This is a genomic window from Maribacter aurantiacus, assembly GCF_005780245.1.
In the GTDB taxonomy this organism is placed as follows: domain Bacteria; phylum Bacteroidota; class Bacteroidia; order Flavobacteriales; family Flavobacteriaceae; genus Maribacter; species Maribacter flavus.
Window position 1 is genome coordinate 1,206,349 of the sequence record NZ_VBUK01000001.1, and the last position, 18,238, is coordinate 1,224,586.

13 protein-coding genes are annotated in these 18,238 nt (G+C 40.9%); 6 read left to right on the top strand and 7 right to left on the bottom strand.

The annotated features are described in order from the left end of the window. Positions 1 to 258 precede the first annotated feature (258 nt). From FEK29_RS05125 to FEK29_RS05135, 3 genes are all read right to left on the bottom strand, one after another. On the bottom strand, positions 259 to 1,689 hold the full coding sequence (locus FEK29_RS05125) for an SLC13 family permease (protein ID WP_138257290.1): 1,431 nt from the start codon (positions 1,687 to 1,689) through the stop codon (positions 259 to 261). 92 nt (positions 1,690 to 1,781) lie between these two features. After that, the gene (lysS, locus tag FEK29_RS05130) at positions 1,782 to 3,473 is read right to left on the bottom strand and encodes a lysine--tRNA ligase (protein ID WP_138257291.1); all 1,692 of its coding nucleotides are present in this window, start codon (positions 3,471 to 3,473) and stop codon (positions 1,782 to 1,784) included. A 39-nt stretch (positions 3,474 to 3,512) separates the two neighbouring features. After that, a complete protein-coding gene (locus FEK29_RS05135; RefSeq protein ID WP_138257292.1) occupies positions 3,513 to 4,223 on the bottom strand; it encodes an SGNH/GDSL hydrolase family protein in 711 nt (236 codons plus the stop codon). Between the two features lie 187 nt (positions 4,224 to 4,410). Between FEK29_RS05135 and FEK29_RS05140 the strand changes: the two genes are divergently transcribed. Genes FEK29_RS05140 through lipB form a run of 3 tightly spaced genes read left to right on the top strand, consistent with a single transcriptional unit; the run spans position 4,411 to position 6,063 of the window. Continuing rightward, positions 4,411 to 4,566, top strand: coding sequence for a YqaE/Pmp3 family membrane protein (locus FEK29_RS05140; RefSeq protein ID WP_138257293.1), 156 nt, complete (start codon positions 4,411 to 4,413; stop codon positions 4,564 to 4,566). A 12-nt stretch (positions 4,567 to 4,578) separates the two neighbouring features. Then, positions 4,579 to 5,316, top strand: a complete 738-nt coding sequence (locus tag FEK29_RS05145; RefSeq protein WP_240042665.1) for a hypothetical protein — start codon at positions 4,579 to 4,581, stop codon at positions 5,314 to 5,316. 33 nt (positions 5,317 to 5,349) lie between these two features. Beyond that, entirely contained in the window at positions 5,350 to 6,063 is a 714-nt protein-coding gene (gene lipB / locus FEK29_RS05150; protein WP_138257294.1) for a lipoyl(octanoyl) transferase LipB, read from the top strand. Between the two features lie 30 nt (positions 6,064 to 6,093). On the opposite strand, the gene FEK29_RS05155 is transcribed toward lipB, so the two are convergent. From FEK29_RS05155 to FEK29_RS05170, 4 genes are all read right to left on the bottom strand, one after another. Further along, positions 6,094 to 6,792 carry a TapB family protein gene (locus tag FEK29_RS05155; protein WP_138257295.1) on the bottom strand — a complete coding sequence of 233 codons (699 nt, stop codon included), beginning with the start codon at positions 6,790 to 6,792 and terminating at the stop codon, positions 6,094 to 6,096. A 13-nt stretch (positions 6,793 to 6,805) separates the two neighbouring features. Continuing rightward, a complete protein-coding gene (locus FEK29_RS05160) occupies positions 6,806 to 8,137 on the bottom strand; it encodes an OmpA family protein (RefSeq protein WP_138257296.1) in 1,332 nt (443 codons plus the stop codon). A 137-nt stretch (positions 8,138 to 8,274) separates the two neighbouring features. Continuing rightward, complete coding sequence (locus tag FEK29_RS05165; protein ID WP_138257297.1) at positions 8,275 to 10,743, bottom strand: ribonuclease HII; 2,469 nt, start codon at positions 10,741 to 10,743, stop codon at positions 8,275 to 8,277. Positions 10,744 to 10,771: 28 nt separating this feature from the next. Then, positions 10,772 to 11,365 carry a ribonuclease HII gene (locus tag FEK29_RS05170; RefSeq protein ID WP_138257298.1) on the bottom strand — a complete coding sequence of 198 codons (594 nt, stop codon included), beginning with the start codon at positions 11,363 to 11,365 and terminating at the stop codon, positions 10,772 to 10,774. Between the two features lie 213 nt (positions 11,366 to 11,578). Between FEK29_RS05170 and FEK29_RS05175 the strand changes: the two genes are divergently transcribed. The 3 genes from FEK29_RS05175 to FEK29_RS05185 all read left to right on the top strand — a co-directional run bounded on the left by FEK29_RS05175 (position 11,579) and on the right by FEK29_RS05185 (position 17,944). Further along, positions 11,579 to 14,392 carry a TonB-dependent receptor domain-containing protein gene (locus tag FEK29_RS05175; protein ID WP_138257299.1) on the top strand — a complete coding sequence of 938 codons (2,814 nt, stop codon included), beginning with the start codon at positions 11,579 to 11,581 and terminating at the stop codon, positions 14,390 to 14,392. Between the two features lie 15 nt (positions 14,393 to 14,407). Then, positions 14,408 to 15,826, top strand: coding sequence for a hypothetical protein (locus tag FEK29_RS05180; protein ID WP_138257300.1), 1,419 nt, complete (start codon positions 14,408 to 14,410; stop codon positions 15,824 to 15,826). A gap of 111 nt (positions 15,827 to 15,937) precedes the next feature. Beyond that, positions 15,938 to 17,944 carry a putative porin gene (locus tag FEK29_RS05185; protein WP_138257301.1) on the top strand — a complete coding sequence of 669 codons (2,007 nt, stop codon included), beginning with the start codon at positions 15,938 to 15,940 and terminating at the stop codon, positions 17,942 to 17,944. The last annotated feature ends 294 nt before the right edge of the window (positions 17,945 to 18,238 follow it).

Consider the following 18,238-nt stretch of genomic DNA (forward strand, 5'->3'; position numbering starts at 1 on the left):
AAGTTCCGCAATTACGGCTGCGCAACCTTTTTCTTTTTCGTAATCCAAGAAAACAATTCATTTTCTTTAGATGGTTTTGAAAATTGAATTGGTATAAATTGTAACATTCTGGATTTTTCAGCGTCTGTTATGTAGGAATATCATTTTTACCCGGATAGCAATCGGGACTGAATTAGTTAGGTATAAAGCCTCTGCGCCAGCAGGGGCTTTATCTTTTTGTGGTGTTCTACAGGTCTATGCACCACTTTATTTTGCAAATCAGAAAAGTAAAGGGAGGATAAATTGGAACAGTCCTATTAAAAGTACCACAGCAATCAGATTAAGGATTACGCCTGCTTTGGCCATTTCATGCACCTTAATATAGCCACTGGCAAAAACGATGGCATTGGGAGGCGTGGCCATGGGGAGCATGAAGGCGCAACTGCTCGCTATGGTAATGGGTATCAATAAATGTACGATAGGTATTCCCAAGCCAAGGGCAATGCCCGCAACCACAGGTGCCAAGACGGCAACAAGGGCTACGTTGCTCATCAGTTCCGTCATGAACAACATCAAAAATATCAATAGGGCGGCAGTAAAGAGTGCACTGATCTCACTTTCGGCGATGGTTCCCGCTACAAGGTCCACAATCCCCGTAACGGACATGGCCTCCGCCAGGGCCAATCCCCCACCAAATAGTATGAGTATGCCCCAAGCCAGTTTCTGGGTATCCTTCCATTCCAAAATGAAATCGCCTTTTCTCACATTGAAGGGGATCGCAAAAAGTGAAATAGCGGTGAACAGACTGATCATGGCATCGGACAGGCCTAAAAATGGAAAAATGGAATTGATGACGGTCCTAAAAACCCAAAGGAAAACCGTAATGCCAAAAATGACCAAAACCATTTTTTCCTTTGCCGAAGTAGGCCCCAGTTTTTTCAGTTCCTGATCAATAATGCTTTTGGAGGCATTGAATTTCAGGGCCCCATTGGGGAACATGAATTTTACCAAAACCAAATAGCAAAGGGTTATCATAATCACCGAAAAGGGTAGCCCGATGACCATCCATTTCAAAAAAGATATTTCAATATGGTATTCATTTTCCAACAACCCGATGAGTACCGAATTGGGTGGGGTTCCAATGACCGTGGCTATGCCGCCTGCATTTGCGGAGAATGCAATACCCAACATCACGCTTAGGGCAAAATTGCGGTCGCTTTTTGTAAATCCGTCGGCATCATCTATCAATAGTTGTATAACGGACATGGCAATGGGCAACATGACCACGGTAGTGGCCGTATTGCTAATCCACATGCTCAAGGTGGCCGTGGCGATCATAAAACCTAAAATAACTTTGTTGGGTGTGGTGCCCGTGATACGGATGATGGAAAGAGCAATGCGTTTATGAAGGTTTACTTTTTCCAGGGCCAGGGCCATGACGAATCCCCCAAAAAATAGGAATACGATCGGACTCCCGTAATTGGCGCCAACATCCTCCATGGGTATGATTTTAAGGATAGGGAACAATAACAATGGGAGTAGTGCCGTGACGGATATGGAAACCGCTTCGGTAATCCACCACACGATCATCCAAAGGGCTACGGCTATTACAGCATCCGCCCGTTCTGAAATCAAAATAACGGGAAGGTTGATCAGAAGTAGAAAAAGTAGGGGGCCTAGAAAAAGCCCCCATTTTTTGCTTAGTCCCATGGGTTTTCTCAAGTTGGGTCTAAACTATGATTTTTTATGTGAATTATTAAGAATAATTGTTCCGAAGAATTTACATTATAAAATAAAAACTCTTATTCCATTAAGGACACCAATAGCGCGTCGTTTTCCTTTTGGACCTTCGCCAATTTTTGACTTGTCAAACCCTTGATTCCCTTGTCCCATGCCTTGTTGCTTAACCCGGATTGGGTCTTTAGGCTATCCAGGGACATACTTTTTTCCTTTTTAAGGATATCGTATATGGCCTTTTCATTATCGGAAAGTTGAACGGCTTTTTTCTCCGGCCGCATCTGTGGAAAGAACAGTACTTCTTGTATGGAGGAATTATTGGTCATCAACATGACCAACCGATCAATACCAATTCCAATACCTGAAGTAGGGGGCATTCCGTACTCCAAGGCCCTTAGAAAATCCTGGTCAATGAACATCGCCTCATCGTCCCCTTTTTCAGAGAGTCGCAATTGATCTTCAAAGCGTTCGCGCTGATCGATTGGATCGTTCAGCTCAGAATAGGCATTGGCCAATTCCTTACCGTTTACCATCAGCTCAAAACGCTCCGTAAGTCTAGGATTTGTTCTATGCTCCTTGGTCAACGGGCTCATTTCCTTGGGATAATCCGTAATAAAAGTGGGCTGTATATAGTGGTGCTCACATTTTTCGCCAAAAATCTCATCGATCAATTTACCAACACCCATGGTGTCATCCACTTCAATGCCCATTTTTTTGGCAGTTTCCCTCAATTCGTTCTCCTCCATTTGGGAAACATCGACTCCTGTGTGGATTTTTATCGCTTCCAAAATAGGCACTCTGGGATACGGCGCCTTAAATTCGATTTCGTGATTACCCACTGTAACTTTTGTGGACCCATTGGCATCCATGGCTACTTTTTCCAGCAATTGCTCCGTAGTATCCATCATCCAATTGTAATCCTTGTAGGCCACATACAATTCCATCACGGTAAATTCTGGATTGTGCGTACGGTCCATACCCTCGTTCCTAAAATCCTTGGAAAACTCGTACACTCCATCAAAGCCACCAACGATCAGTCGCTTTAAATACAATTCGTTGGCAATACGTAAATATAAAGGTATGTTTAGCGCATTGTGGTGGGTCAAAAATGGCCTTGCGGCCGCACCGCCTGGTATAGGTTGTAAAATGGGCGTTTCCACCTCCAAATAACCTCTACTGTTATAAAACTCCCGAATGCTGTTGGTAATCTTGGTCCGTTTAATGAAGGTTTCCTTCACTTTGGGATTTACGACCAAATCCACGTAGCGCTGGCGGTAGCGCAATTCGGGATCATTGAATTCGTCGTACACCTTTCCTTCGGAATCCTGTTTTGGAAGGGGAAGGGGTCTAAGGGCCTTGCTTAACATTTTAAAGTTCTTGACCATGACCGTTTTCTCGCCCACTTGGGTGGTAAAAAGTTCCCCTTCTATACCAATGATATCACCTATGTCCAACAGTTTCTTGTAAACCTCGTTGTATAGGGTCTTATCCTCCCCGGTACAAATTTCATCCCTGTTGAAGTAGACCTGTATGCGACCTTCACTGTCCTGAATTTCGGCAAAGGAAGCTTTTCCTTGTATCCGTCGCGACATCAATCTACCCGCAATGGTCACCTTCTTGCCTTCCTCATAGTCATTTTTGATTCCCTTGGATGTGGAGTCAACAGGATATAACTCGGCGGGATATGGATTGATGCCCAATTCCCTTAATTTCCCCAATTTCTCTCTTCGAATGACCTCTTGTTCGGATAATTGCATTTCGATTTATTTAAAGGCGCAAATATAGGTAAGAATGCGCTAATCTTTAAAACGTTCCTCCACCAAAGGCAGGATGCGATCTACAAATTTACTATATGCCTCCCCGGAGGGATGAAGACCGTCACTGGCCACAAGTTGGGGCTGCTCCAAGCCCATTCTGGTAATATCCGTAATTTCAACAAAGCGAACCTTATTTTCAACTGCAATGGACCTGGCAAACTCGTTATACATATCAATTTCCCTTGATATTTTGTCCACATCCCTAGATTGGCCAAATGGGGTAAACGCATAATCCGGGATGGAGATGACCAACACCTTTTCAGCATTACCTTCCACAAAGTTAAGGGCAATGCCCAGCAGTTCTGGAAACTCCTTTTCGTATTGTTCAAAAGGTTTGTCTTGGTATTGATTGTTGACGCCAATCAAGAGGGTGACCAGATCTTGAGGCTTGTCTATTCTTGTATTCGAAATACCGTTTTGAAGGTCATCTGTTCTCCAACCGGTTCTCGCAATTATCTTTGTTTCGACACTTGTATTTAATTCGCTTTCAAGTCTTTCTGATAGTTGCATAGGAAAGTTTTGATTTGACGCAACACTTTCTCCAACCGTATAGCTATCGCCCAAAGCCAAATATTTGAATTCTTTTTGATACTCTGAACGTATTTCTTCGGAGCCCGTAAGAAATTCACTTTCGCTCGATGTGCAATTGAAAAATAATAGAATGAGCGCTATAATCTTGAAAGTATTCATTTTGCTAATTTATATTTTTAATATACTAGTTACGAAATATTTGGGTTATGGTTTCACTTAAATCGGAATCAAATATTTAAATCTAATAGGTATCATCCTTTTTGATTCAAAAGGGTGGGTACGCGATCGTAACAATTCTGATAATTTAGCAACTAATAGGTACATCAATCAAAAATCAAAAAGTAAAATGAGTTTAATTAGGGTTTTATTGGCCATTCTTTTTCCGCCCTTGGCCGTTCTGGGAAAGGGTTGCGGATCCTTTTTAATAGTGCTGTTATTAACTTTTTGTGGCTGGGTACCAGGGGTTATCGCTGCATTGGTTATCTTAAACAATCCAAACTAAAACTTTCTTTATATGGGAGCAAGAAGGGTATTGTGGTCAGTTATGATAATGGTCCTGTTCGTTGCCTGTAATTTTACCGAAGAAATTTATTTCAATGCGGACGGCTCCGGGAAAATGAGTATCGGTTTTGATGGAAGCGAAATGATGTCCATGTTACCCGATAACGATAGCCTAAAAATGGAGGAGGTTATGGACTCCACGATCGTTTTCAAGGACCTTTTGCGAGAAAAACGTGATAGTATCGCCCAATTGCCCTTGGAAGAACAGGAAAAATTGAAAAAATTGGAACCTTTTAGCATACACATGCTCGTGGACGGTCCTAATGGTACTATGAATTTTGAGATGTTTTCGGATTTCAAGAATATATCCGATGTCAACAATGCATTCAACGCCTTTCAGATGGCAAGTAAAATTGGTCCTTCCTCTGCAGACCAGCCCATTCCCCAAAATTCCGCCGAAGATCCCACCCAGGTTTCCTACTCCTTTTCCGGGGACCGTTTTGTTCGAGAAGCTAAAATCAAGGACCAGGAATTGTTCCAAAAGAGCCTGGATAGCCTACAAGGCACTGAAATGTTTTTGAGCGGTTCCACCTATACCTTTAAATATCATTTTCCGAAAAGAGTAAAATCTACCAATGTGGAGGACGCCACTTTTTCCATGGATGGGAAGACCCTAATTTATGAGGTGAACTTTTTGGACATGCTCAAGGATCCGGAGTCTATCAATATTGAAGTGGAACTGGAAAAGTAGGCAGGAACCTTTTCCTATTCGTATCTTTGCACCATGAACAAAACCGTTTTTTTGGAGGACTTGGGCGTCAATGATTATAAGGAGACCTGGGACTATCAGGAACTTTTGTTTCAGCAAATATTGGATTTGAAAATCAGAAACAGGAGGGAGGAGACTGCTTTGGAAACCCCCAACCATCTTATTTTTGTGGAGCATCCACATGTTTATACCCTAGGCAAAAGTGGGGATATCCAAAACCTGTTGGTAAACGAGGATGAGCTTAGTGCAAAAGGCGCCAATTTTTATAAAATCAATAGGGGCGGGGATATCACATACCACGGCCCCGGACAAATTGTTGGCTACCCGATTCTGGACCTGGATAATTTCTTTACCGATATTCACAAATACCTAAGACTACTTGAGGAGATGGTCATTCTCACTTTGGCGGAATATGGTTTGAAGGCCGAACGCTCCAAAGGTGAAACAGGGGTATGGTTGGATGTGGGAACGCCCTTCGCCCGAAAAATTTGTGCCATGGGCGTTCGTGCCAGTAGGTGGGTGACCATGCATGGGTTTGCTCTAAATGTGAATGCGGACCTAGGCTATTTTGATTTGATGATTCCCTGTGGGATAAAGGATAAGGCAGTAACCTCTTTGAACGTTGAATTGGGAAAAGCAACCGTGGATATGGATGAGGTAAAGGAAAAGCTGTTAAAACACTTTGCAGAGCTTTTTCAGGCGCAGATAAAGCAAAAAACCGAGGTATAGACCTCGGTTTTTTTATGCTATTCACAAAATTTATTTACTGTATTTGGTCAGCTCCATACGGCTCATAAGCTTGCCGTTTTTACCGTAGGATTCCTGTTTTATCATGCCCACACCTTCTGAAATCCAAACCTTATTACTCATTTCCACATTGGCCATCATTACTTTGGATTTACTTTTTTCGGTAATCAAATAGCAATCAAAGGTACCTACTGGCGTGGTAACGGATTCCATTTTCTCCACTTTTCGGTCAAAGGTATCCACGTTGATTTTCATCTTCATGGCACCCATATCCATGGTAACGCTTAGGTTTGCATCATCAAGCGTTTGCCCAGCGGAAAGATTATTGGGTATTTCAATATCCGTACCCGTAATCTCCATGTCCATACCCATATCCTCATATTGTTTTTTCATTTCGGAGGGGAATAGACTTTCATAATCTATTTTGACACCGTTACCGGTACAGGTGATATTATAATCAGATTCCAGGACATTTTTTCCTTTGTCATCGGTATAAGTAAGTTTCATGGTCGCCGTGGTATTTCCGCCATCATTTTCTACGTTGGAAACAACATAGTCCGTGACACCTTCTACCTTATCCTTTTTGTCGTACATGGTGTATTGAAAGGTACTGCCCTCTTCCATGGGATAGTATTTACTACAGGCATTTTGGCCCAATGCCAGTGAAGTGCCGTAAAGGAAGGTAAGGCAAAAAAGAAACTTGATTTTCATTTTATTTTAGTGTTTAAAGTTTAATAAATTCTACTCTTCTGTTCTGTGATTTTCCATCACTGGTGCTATTGTCTCCTACGGGTTCGGATTCTCCCTTGCCATCTGTGGATAGCCTACCGGCATCCACCCCATAGACGGAAACAAGGGCACTTTTTACGGCCTCGGCACGGTTTTTTGAAAGCTTCATGTTCGTATCTTCGGCGCCATCGCTGTCCGTGTGCCCCACTATTTTAAGATTGATGCTGGAGTCTTGTTCCAAAACCTGGAATATTTGCCGAATGACGCCCATGGATTCCGGCTTTAACTGATCAGAACCAGAATTGAAAAGTATGGCGTTGGTGGATATTTTTCCTTCGGACAAAAGCTTTCTCCTTAAGTCCTCACCCCCTTTGGCAACTTTCAGATTTCCAATGAAAATTCGGTCTTTACCGTCCTTGAGGCCCTCTGGTTCAAAACGGATGTAGTTGAGAACCCCGCCTGGGGCGACCAGTTTGGGAACATCCACATATTTGGTCTCGTTGACCCACAATCTGAACCGTTGTCCATTGACCGCAATTGAAATATGCGGTTTGTTCAGGACAGCTTTTCTAATATCAGTTTGAACGTTGTTATTGATTAACGTTTCATTATTGATCTTGTTCCAAATCCTAATGTCAATATCTGCATACTGGGCAAAGGGTATTTTGATGTTGACCGCATTCTTTCCCGCCCTGTAATAATCATAGGTTTTTTCATCCTCTAGGTTTAGGTTGAGGATTGCGGTGCTTGAGGTCTGGTCGTCCAATCCCAGTGTCAATATATCAAATTCAATGGTATAATCTTCGGGTAGATTGGATATGTTGGGAAAGTAGACACTACTTGATTTTACTTCAAACCATTTTTCGTTTGAACTGCCAATTGTAACCACTTCACCTGTTCCGTTGGTATCCCATTTTGATGGAAAGTCGCCCACAAAGTCATTGGCAAAGTCATCAAAGAACAATTGTTCGTCGCCGGGAACATAATCGAACTTACTGTAAACCTCCAGGCTCTTTGGCCCTTCCGAGCTAGCCATTGGGGCGTTTTCTGAACTATCCCCATTTTCAGAAGTACTTTCTTCGGGTTTCCTGCCATTAGGAACGGGGGTATTTCCTCCTTTCTTGGAACCCGGTTCCAGGATGCTATCCAGTGCCTGGTCCGTTTTTTCCGTGGCCTCCCTGTCGACCCTCCTTTCGACGGCCCTTTCTGCAGCCCTTTCTGCCGTTTTTCCCAACTTTTTAAGGAATTGCGCGTTGGAGGAAATGGTACAAAAAAATAAAATGCCCGTCGCCAAAACCAACTTTTGGGACAAATTCATGATTTTCATAATAGTGTTAATTAATTTCTTATACAGTGAATTCTCCCTTAGAGAGATTCAATTAAAATTATGGGAAAATGGTGTAAATAGCAACTGTAAATGTATGACTGGTTGCTTAGTAAGTACGGACAACTTAGGTAAATGTATCACTGAATCTTGTAAACGACTAAGGAGTTGTCTTGGTCCTTAAGTACCAATTCTGGCTTGTTGTCGCTGTCCATATCTGCCATATCAATAGAGGAGGCTCCGTATACGGGAAATCTGGCTATGGCTTCGGCCTGACTATCGAACAAATAAGTCCTTAAATTTTGGATGTCCGTAACCGAAACATAAATCTTATCGTTCAAATAGAAAATAGTTGGTTTGGTGTAGACCCCCAAGTCCAACGTCACTTCTTTTCCCCTTATGGACAGTACATTATCGTTCATCAGGACCAAGGTCCTGGAAGTCGCGTCCATACCATGGTCCGTATTTAGTTGTAAGTCCGACTTCTGTATTCTTCCCTGAGCATCGATTTCGTAGATAAGTCCTTCGGTGGAGGTCACAACAAATTTGTTCTGATGAACTTTTACATCGTTGTCAGAAAAGGTTATTTTCTCCGATACTTTTACCCGCTCCCTTCCAACTCTGTCCAATATTTTTAAATTGCCGTTGGCCAACTTGAACACCAGATAATCCTTTGTCCCTATTACAAAGTGTTGAGGTGCCCCTAGTATGTTGTCTTCCGCTTTGGTATATTTAAATCCGCTTACGATTTTCCCTTCGTTATTGTACATCAAAACCTTGCTACCTTGTGTGACTACAAAACGATAGTTCTTATTGTTGGCGTAATCAAAAACCGCCAATGGGTTGAGGTTGCCGCCTTCATATTTAAAGGTGAAAGGCGCCACTTCCTTTCCGTTCCTATCAATGATGTAAAACCGATTATTGGTCGTAAAGGCCAATTGGTACTTGCCGTTCCTGTAAATATCCACTTCGTGGATTTTTCCCTGGATCGCACTTTCCAGTTCTTTTCTCCAAATAATCGTCCCTTTATTATTGATTAAATAAAGTACGTTGTCCTGGTCCTGCACCACGATATCCTTTCTATTGGTTCTGTGGTTCGTGAAAAACTGGGGATTCAGAAAAATATCGGAGTCCAGTTGTGCCTTGAACATTTCCACGGCGCCCGATGTATTCCCGGAAGCATTTATTTTCTTTATAAAATAATTTGTGTGAAGAAAACCGGCATCGGCGACCACTTGGGAGCCATATAAATAATCGCCCCAATCGATTTTATTAAAGAGGTGGGCTAGGCTACCTAGCCCTGTTTGACCTAGATTGTTCTCGAGACCTTTACCGCTCGCCACCGATAAAAGGGTAGATTCATCCGTAATATGGTCTTGGATATTTTGGAACAATAAGGATTTGTCAAAGGTCTGTCCAGATTTATTAGCGTTTATAAACCTTTCCAAGGTTTCCTGGGACGCGGAAAAAACAAATGTATTTTCTAGAACATTGGCAAAAATGGGGTCAAAACCTTGTACCAACGGATGGAAACTTTGCAGTAGAAGGCTATCTTTTTTTAACTCCTTGATCTCACTGCCCTGATATTCCAAAGAGTTCGTTTGTAACCCATTTATATAATCCAAAATATTGGCGGTACCATACGTATTCAAAAGGATAACTTTTTCATCGCCCATTTGACTGATTCCTATTTCCTCCACAGCAGAAAAGATGGAATCCCTTTCTCCTCTATCATCAAAAAAACGTTTTTGGTTCTTGCTGAAATTTTTGTAATCCGTAAACGTATAGGAAATATAGGAGTCCGTCCCGTTGGGAGCCAATAGCTTCGTTTTATTGGATATCGGGCTGGTCCGGGAGAAGAGCCCAAGGTAATTTTTTAGGGAGTCGTTCACAACGGCGATACCATTAAGTAAAAGGGCATCGTTGTTTAGGGATATATCCAAGGAAAGCCAATCGGAATAGTTGTTATCCAGCGTGTCATTTTTGCTTCCCAATGCCGTATTGAAGAGATTTCGAGCGTTTTTAACATCGATCCATATTTGTGCCGATTTTGTCGGATTTGGCATTGCATCGAATTTAAGGAACTGTTCTTTTATGGGTTTTTGATTTTCGATTTGTTTCCAAACCGCTTCCAAGGTGGCTTGGGAAGATGCCACAACTTCCTTTTTCTGAAGAACCGATGCATAGAAAATGCATCCATCCATCTCATATTTCTTGTAGTTAAAGTCCCCTTTGGTAATACTTTCCACTCTTTTGTTGAGGGTGCTATCCAAAGAAATTTGTGGAACGCTATCAAATGGGATGTATACAAAATCCAAAGGTTTGTCCTTGGCTTCCATGAGGCCTAGATACCCTCCCATTGGGGAATTGACATAATTTAAAGGGTTGAATCGGTCTGCCAACAAACCTATTTCTTGGGTACCTTGAATACGCTTAAGTATTTCGTTTCCTTTTACTTCGGATAGGAAGACATCCAAATCATTGATCTTTAGGATAACGGGGACATTCTCTGGAATAAGTGCCAAAGAGGTAGCATTGTTATCCAATTCGGTAGCACAATTGATCAATAAAATGGAACTTAGGATTGCAAGCAGTAGCCTTACCTTCATGAAATGCCTTTTGGCAAATTTAGGATTTTTAAAGATCCAGCGTAAGTTGTTCCGGTAATAGCCTAAAACTTTTTCTATGGTATTTGGTCACTCCAAACTCCCTAATGGCAGCCCTATGCTCTTTTGTTGGATACCCTTTGTTCTGTTTCCAGTTATACATTGGAAATTCCTGGTGTATTTTATCCATATAGTCGTCCCTGTAGGTCTTTGCCAAAATCGATGCTGCGGCGATGCTCATATACTTGGAGTCCCCTTTTATGATACAGGTATGAGGGATATTTTCATAAGGTTTGAACCTATTACCGTCTACAATTATATGCGGTGGTATCACTCTTAGTTGGCCGATGGCTTTGTGCATGGCTAAGATGGAGGCGTTCAGAATATTGATTTCATCTATTTTTTTGGGGTGGATATGGGCAACACCGTAGGCCAGGCTTTGTGCTTCAATGATAGGCCTTAAAAGTTGCCTATTTTTACCCGATAAAAGCTTGGAGTCGTTCAATAATGTATTGACAAAAACCTCAGGCAAAATCACCGATGCCGCTGTTACTGGTCCGGCCAAACAACCCCGTCCCGCCTCATCAGCTCCACATTCGTTAAAAAAAAGATAAAAATTTTCCAATAATTAATATTTCGTTAACAAAACTAGTTGTTTTATTAGAATAATTTAAAGGTTAAATATTTGGTATTTCATTGTTAAAAAGTGCAAAATTTATAAAAATATGACAATTTTGCCTCTCAATTTTAACAGTTTTAGTTTTTGAGTTAAGAATCACTTTGGAATAGTTCCTTTTTTTAAAGAGTTTTGGCGTCTGCTAATTCAAAAACTAAATCTATGAAACAGAAGTTTAAATGGATGCTTTTGCCATTACTGGTTTTAAGCATAACATTTTCCTATGCACAGGAAAAAAATATCACGGGAACCGTGACCGATCAAACAGGGCTACCCTTGCCGGGGGTATCTGTAGTTGAAGTGGGAACGACCAATGGTACCCAAACAGATTTTGATGGAAACTATTCCATTACTATCGAAGAAGGTAATGAGCTTAGATTTTCCTATATCGGTCAAAAAACAGTAACAAGGGTTGTTGGCGCAGGAAATACCATTGATGTAAAAATGCAAGAGGATGCCCAGGCGTTGGAAGAGGTTGTTGTAACAGGTCAAGGTTCTGGTATTGCTCGAAGAAAACTATCTACTACGGTAGATGCTTTGGATTCAGAGGATATTGACAAATTACCGGCAAATCAAATTGACCAAATTCTTCAGTCTACTACACCTAGTGCTCAAGTTCGTTTGAGTTCCGGACAGCCAGGAACATCGGCAATTATTAGGACTAGGGGTCCAATTTCAGCTGCTACATCTGCGACACCTGTAATTATTGTCGATGGTGTACGTGTTGATAATCTAAACTCTAATCCTCAATTGGGTATTGCTACTGGTGGGGCAAACGTTTCTGCTTTGGCTGATATTCCAGTAGAGTCAATTGAAAGAATTGAGTATATAAAGGGGGGTGCTGCTACAACTTTATATGGAGCGGATGCTGCAAATGGAATTATTCAAATTATTACGAAAAAAGGTAAAGACGGAAAAAGTTCAGCATATTTTGAAAGTAACGTAGGTGTAATTAAAGCTACTACAGATTTTCTCCGTTACGATAGGACTGCAGAGGCGATTTTTGAACCAGGTTGGTCACAAGAGTATCGTGTGGGCTTAAATGGAGGTTCGGAAAAGTTTTCCTATAACTTTGGAGGTAGTCTTTATAAAGACGATAGTTTTAACGATATTAATGAACAAATCAGAAGAACTTTTACTTTTGGTCTTACAGCCAAGGTTACCGATAAATTGAAATATCAAGGTTCTTTTTCTTTCGTGAATTTTGAATCAAACCTTGATTATAACGCAAATACGAGTTTCTCGAGATTTTCCAACTTAGAGGGCTCGGCACGTGGAGCCACAGACGAATTTACGGATGAGGAATGGCAAGGCGAATTGGCCAGAGTCAGAAATATTGGTCGATTAGTGGATATCACTAATACAACAAACCGTATAACTGCTTCCAACAAATTCATCTATGATATTGATGATGCACTTCAAGTAAATGCTACTATTGGTATTGACAATAGAAATACCGTACAGGAAGAGTTGTTGAGTAATGAGTTACAAGTGGCACTGGGGTCTATTGCAGAGGGTACAACGGACCAAGGAGCATTGACAAGGGTATTAAGGTCCGCCTTTACCTTAACAACTGATGTAAATATTACCCATAGAGCGAATACAGAGAACTTTTCATTTGTTTCTATTTTGGGAGGTCAATTTTTTAGGACTTCAGATAGACAAAATAGGTTGAATGGTTCAGGAGGTGTTGATGGAACACGTTCTTTGAATAATTTCTCAGAGCAAACATTTTCTGATTTTGTTTTGGAAAATGCCAATTACGGTCTTTACTTTTTAGAGAACATAGGTATTTATGATGTTGCCTTTTTAGAGTTTGGTGGTAGATTGGACCAAAATACCGCTTCAGGAGCAAATACCGATCCCTTATTGCTGCCTAAAGTTGGTTTAACTTATAACTTTAGTGACCATGATTTCTATATAAACTCTGGCTTTAAGGATATTCTTTCTACCATTAAGTTGAGAGCGAACTACGGGGAAGCTACTAATTTTGCACAACCTTTCTCTCAGGATAGAACGTTTGCCCAAAACCCTTTTTTAGGTGGTCCTTCATTTACGTTTGATAACCAAGGAAATGATGAATTGGTTTCAGAACGTGTTAAGACAACGGAATTTGGAGTGGAACTTGGTTTTTTTAGTAATCGATTGTTCTTAAGCGGTACAAGATATATAGGAATTACCGAAGATGCCTTGTTTACCCCACAGGATCCACCATCTTCAGGTCAAGCCAATCAAATTCAAAATATTGGTGAGGTTGAGAACAAAGGTTATGAGTTTGCTTTAACAGCTACCCCTATTCAAACTGAAAAACATAACTTAAGTATTAACTTATCGTATAATACAAATGAAAACCTAGTTACGGATTCTGGTGGTGCACCTGCATTTGTAGTTGGTGGATTTACAGTTTTAGGTTCTGTTGTTGAAGAAGGTCAAAGTCTGGGTTATTTAAGAGGTACTGCAGCTGTATTGCAGGACGACGGGACCTATGCTTTTGAGCCCAACACGGCCTTGGGCGATACTTTTGCCCCAAATTTTGGTTCAATGGGCATAAATTATACATGGGGAGACTTTAACCTTTTTGCTACTGCTGATTATCAGTTTGGTGGACAAATTACAGATTTGTCTTTCTTGTTAAGACACTTGAGAGGCACGGATAATACTGGAATTCCCGAGGAATTAATTGGAACTACTTCTCCATTTAATTACGTAAACTTCTTTGTATTTGACAATGATTTCTTGAAGGTTAGAAACATTGGGGCATCCTATAATTTGGGAGACATTGCCAAGCCTTTATTCAGTAATATACGTTTGGGTATTAACGTTACAAATCCATTCAACTGGACTGCTGGTTCTTTTGATCCAGAAACTACAGGGTCTGGTATTACAGCTCAGAATGGTTTTGCAAGTGGTGGCTTCGCCTATGGTACTGAATCGGCTCCAAGAACATATATTGCCTCCATGAGGTTTGAATTTTAAAAATAGATGAGAAAGATGAAAAAACTTATAATATTTTTTACGGCTGCCTTAATATTTGGCTGTACTGGTGATTTTGGGGACGTTGTTGACTTCAAGGAAGTGGAAAACCCCAATCTTTCTGAAGCTTCGGTTGTGGGACAACCAAACTCGGCCACAATATGGCTTTCTGGTCTTGAAAGGCAATTGGCTCTAGTTTTTCAAGAAACCTTGATTTTAGCTGAATTAGGTTCTGATAATTATGTGAATACACAAACATTCTTCAACCAATTTATGGATGGATTGGCAATTCAAATTACCGATCCAGATATGAGGGATACTCAACGTGATATTCAAAGATTAAGAGAATTAGCTATTTTTGGTATCAATGAGGTTGGTCCTGGTGATCCAAATTATGATGCGGAGACTGAGGCAGAATTCAATTACTTTGAGGGTCTGGCATATTTGTTTTCTGGAATGTATTTTTCCGCTCTTCCAGCTGAACCTGTAGGTGTACCCGTCACGTCTGAGCAGCATTATTTAAATGCAATATCCGCTTTTGATACCGCCATTGCTATTAATGCTAAGCCGGAATATCATTTAGCAAAAGCACGGGCAAATTACTATTTAGGAAATCAATCGGGTGCTGTTACTGCTGCCACGGCGGCGCTGGCCTTGGATAATTCCTTTGATAGAACTGTAAGGTTCGATGAATCTAATGGACCGAGTAATACATTTGAAGATGCATTGTATGAAAGGGCAACTTTTGATGATTTACAACCGCTTCCAACTTTGGATTTTTTAGATCCGAAATATTCTTTTTTGAGTCCAAATGAAGATGCACCCGTACATTATATGAAAGCGGAAGAGGCATATCTTATTCTGGCTGAAGCGGCTTTAGCGGATAATGATATCGCATCTGCAAGAACTAATTTAACTTCATTGTTGGATTTGATTGCAACAAGAGAGGTACGTAGTATTGATGACTCAATTGAGCAGAGAAGTCAGGTGGATGAAGGATCTAGGCCCGATGATTCCTCAATCGTTGTTAATGGTAGGTCTGGACTGGTGTTAAGCCGTCAGAATGGCAATGTTGATATTCCATCCGTATCCGGAACCTCTTTAACGGCAGATGACATTGCGGCTATGCAAGATGATGATGCAGGATTAGAACTTCTTTATAGGACACGTCAGGAGGTCTTTATCGCAGAAGGAATCAGATTAGTAGATATGGGAGTAAAATTAGTCATTGATGAAAATGAAATTTTGCTTAACGAAAACATCAATGAAGGTGATCCTGGAACGGTTGCTGTAATTCCTTCTTTTATAGCGGCTGTAGTTAGTGATTTGGATGCCATTAATTATGAGCCTGGCTCGAGTGTTGCAACAACTGTCATTGATTTAAATGAAGTTTTAATAGCAAACAAAAGTTCCGATCAGGTAGTTCCTTTTGAATAAAGGAAAATAACTTTTTGGAAAAGCCCCATTTCATGGGGCTTTTTTATTGCCCAAAACTTTCACATTTAGTTAGGAACAAAAAAATTAACTTTGTGCCTGATATAAGTACGCATGAAGTATTTCCTCATAGTATTCTTTGGCTGTCTTACCTTTTCCCTACGTGCCCAACAAGAGGATAGCACCGTAAAAGTCAAGGATTCCATTTCCCAAACCGATTCCCTTTCGATAAAAAAAAAGGAAAAGCCCCTGCCGAAGGAAAAACCCAAAAGGGATAGCATCAATGAAATTACCATAAAGAACTATAAAATCATATCCTTTGAAAGGGACACGACCTTTTTGGATACCACCCTGACAATTCAAAAGGAGTACAAATACAACTATTTAAGAAGGGATGATTTTGAGTTGATGCCGTTTTCGAATATTGGGCAAACATACAATAGCCTCGGAATGGATTTTGACAGGGCCACTATGTATCCAAACCTAGGCGCCAAGGCAAAACATTTTAACTATTGGGAGGTGGAGGATATACCTTATTATAATGTAGCCACTCCCATGACCGATATCCTGTTTAAGACAACCTTGGAACAGGGGCAGTTATTGGATGCCATGCTTACCTTCAATACCTCTAGAAGACTGAATTTCTCCATTGGATACAAAGGACATCGCTCCTTGGGCAAATACAACTCCAATCAGATTCGTTCCGGTAATTTTACCACCACAACAAATTACCAATCTAGGAACGGAAGGTATACTTTGAGGGCGCATATTGCCGCACAGGATATCAAATCCCAAGAAAACGGTGGGCTTTTGGAAAAGGAGCTCCAGTTTGAGGCCGGTGATCCAGAATTTCGTGATAGGCCAAAAGTTGACGTTCGGTTTGACGATGCCGATAACGTCGTACTCGGTAAGCGTTATTATTTGGAACACGCCTATAAATTGATCCGAAGGAACAGGGATTCCAGTTATGTGGAAAAGACTTCCCTGTCCTTGGGCCACACTTTTGGATATGAGACCAAATACTACCAGTTTTTGCATACCTCTGGGGATGCCTATTTTGGAGATCTTATCCTGACACCGGTAAATGACAAGGCCAATTTAAAGACAGCTTACAACCAGTTGAGCCTTGAATTTTATAATAGGACTTTGGGCAGGTTGCAGGGCAATGTGAACATTTTCCATTACAACTATTTTTTTAACAGTGTTTTTTTTACCGAAAGCGGACAGGAAATCGGCAGTCGACTTAATGGAACGGAATTGGCCTTGGGTGCCGATTATGAAAAGACAATCGGTGGTTTTGAACTCGAAGGTGCATTCAGATACAATCTATCCGGTGAATTATCGGGTAATATTCTGGATGCTTCGGCGGGCTACAGATTCAACGATAAGAATCGGTTCAAAGTTCATTTGCATTCATCTTCTAGGATGCCCGATTTTAATTTTCTTTTGTATCAAAGCGAATACCTTAATTATAACTGGCAGAATACGGCCAGTTTTAAAAAGGAAAGGGTCAATAGTTTGGAAGCAAGCTTTGATTCGGAATTGATAGGAAGTTTATCGGCCAAATACACAAACTTGGACAATTACGCATATTTCGCAGCAGACCCCCTATTAGAAGTGACGGAAGGAGCGGAGCAAGCTACCATCAGGCCCTTTCAGGAAGACAAGGGCATTTCCTATATAAAGCTAAAGTATACCAAGGAATTTAGGCTTGGCAAGTTTGCATTGAACAATACGGTCATGTATCAAACCGTATCCCAGGAATCCGATGTCCTAAACCTTCCCCAATTGGTTACCAGGAACAGTCTCTATTTTTCCTCAGATGTTTTCAAGAAGGCCATGTATTTGCAAACCGGCATCACCTTGAAGTATTTTTCAAAATATACCATGAACGGTTACAACCCTGTTCTAGGCGAATTTTTTGTTCAGGATACCGAGGAGCTCGGTGGTTTTCCGTTATTGGATTTCTTTATAAATGCCCGGATCCAGCAGACCAGGATTTTTTTAAAGGCTGAACATTTCAATTCATCCTTTAGTGGATACAATTTTTACGCGGCACCAAATTATCCCTATCGCGATTTTGTGATCCGATTTGGCCTCGTTTGGAACTTCTTTTCATAAAAAACGACAATTTTAAGTAGCTCTTAGATAGGCACTTGACTTTTTTTCAGTTTTGAGGTCTTTTCAATAGCTATTTGATATACAGTGCCTTACTGTTTTTGGCCATTGTTTTGAAAATTATTTCTAATTTAAATGATTGAATAATAGATACTTAAAAAATAAAATAAAAATTTTTCACTTTTTTTTGCTTTAGCTATTGCAGAAACGAAAACGGTGCGTATATTTGCACCCGCTTAGTGAGGCACTGGGCGATGACGGGGTCGGGGGGCCGGCCTAGTTACAGAATTGTTCATT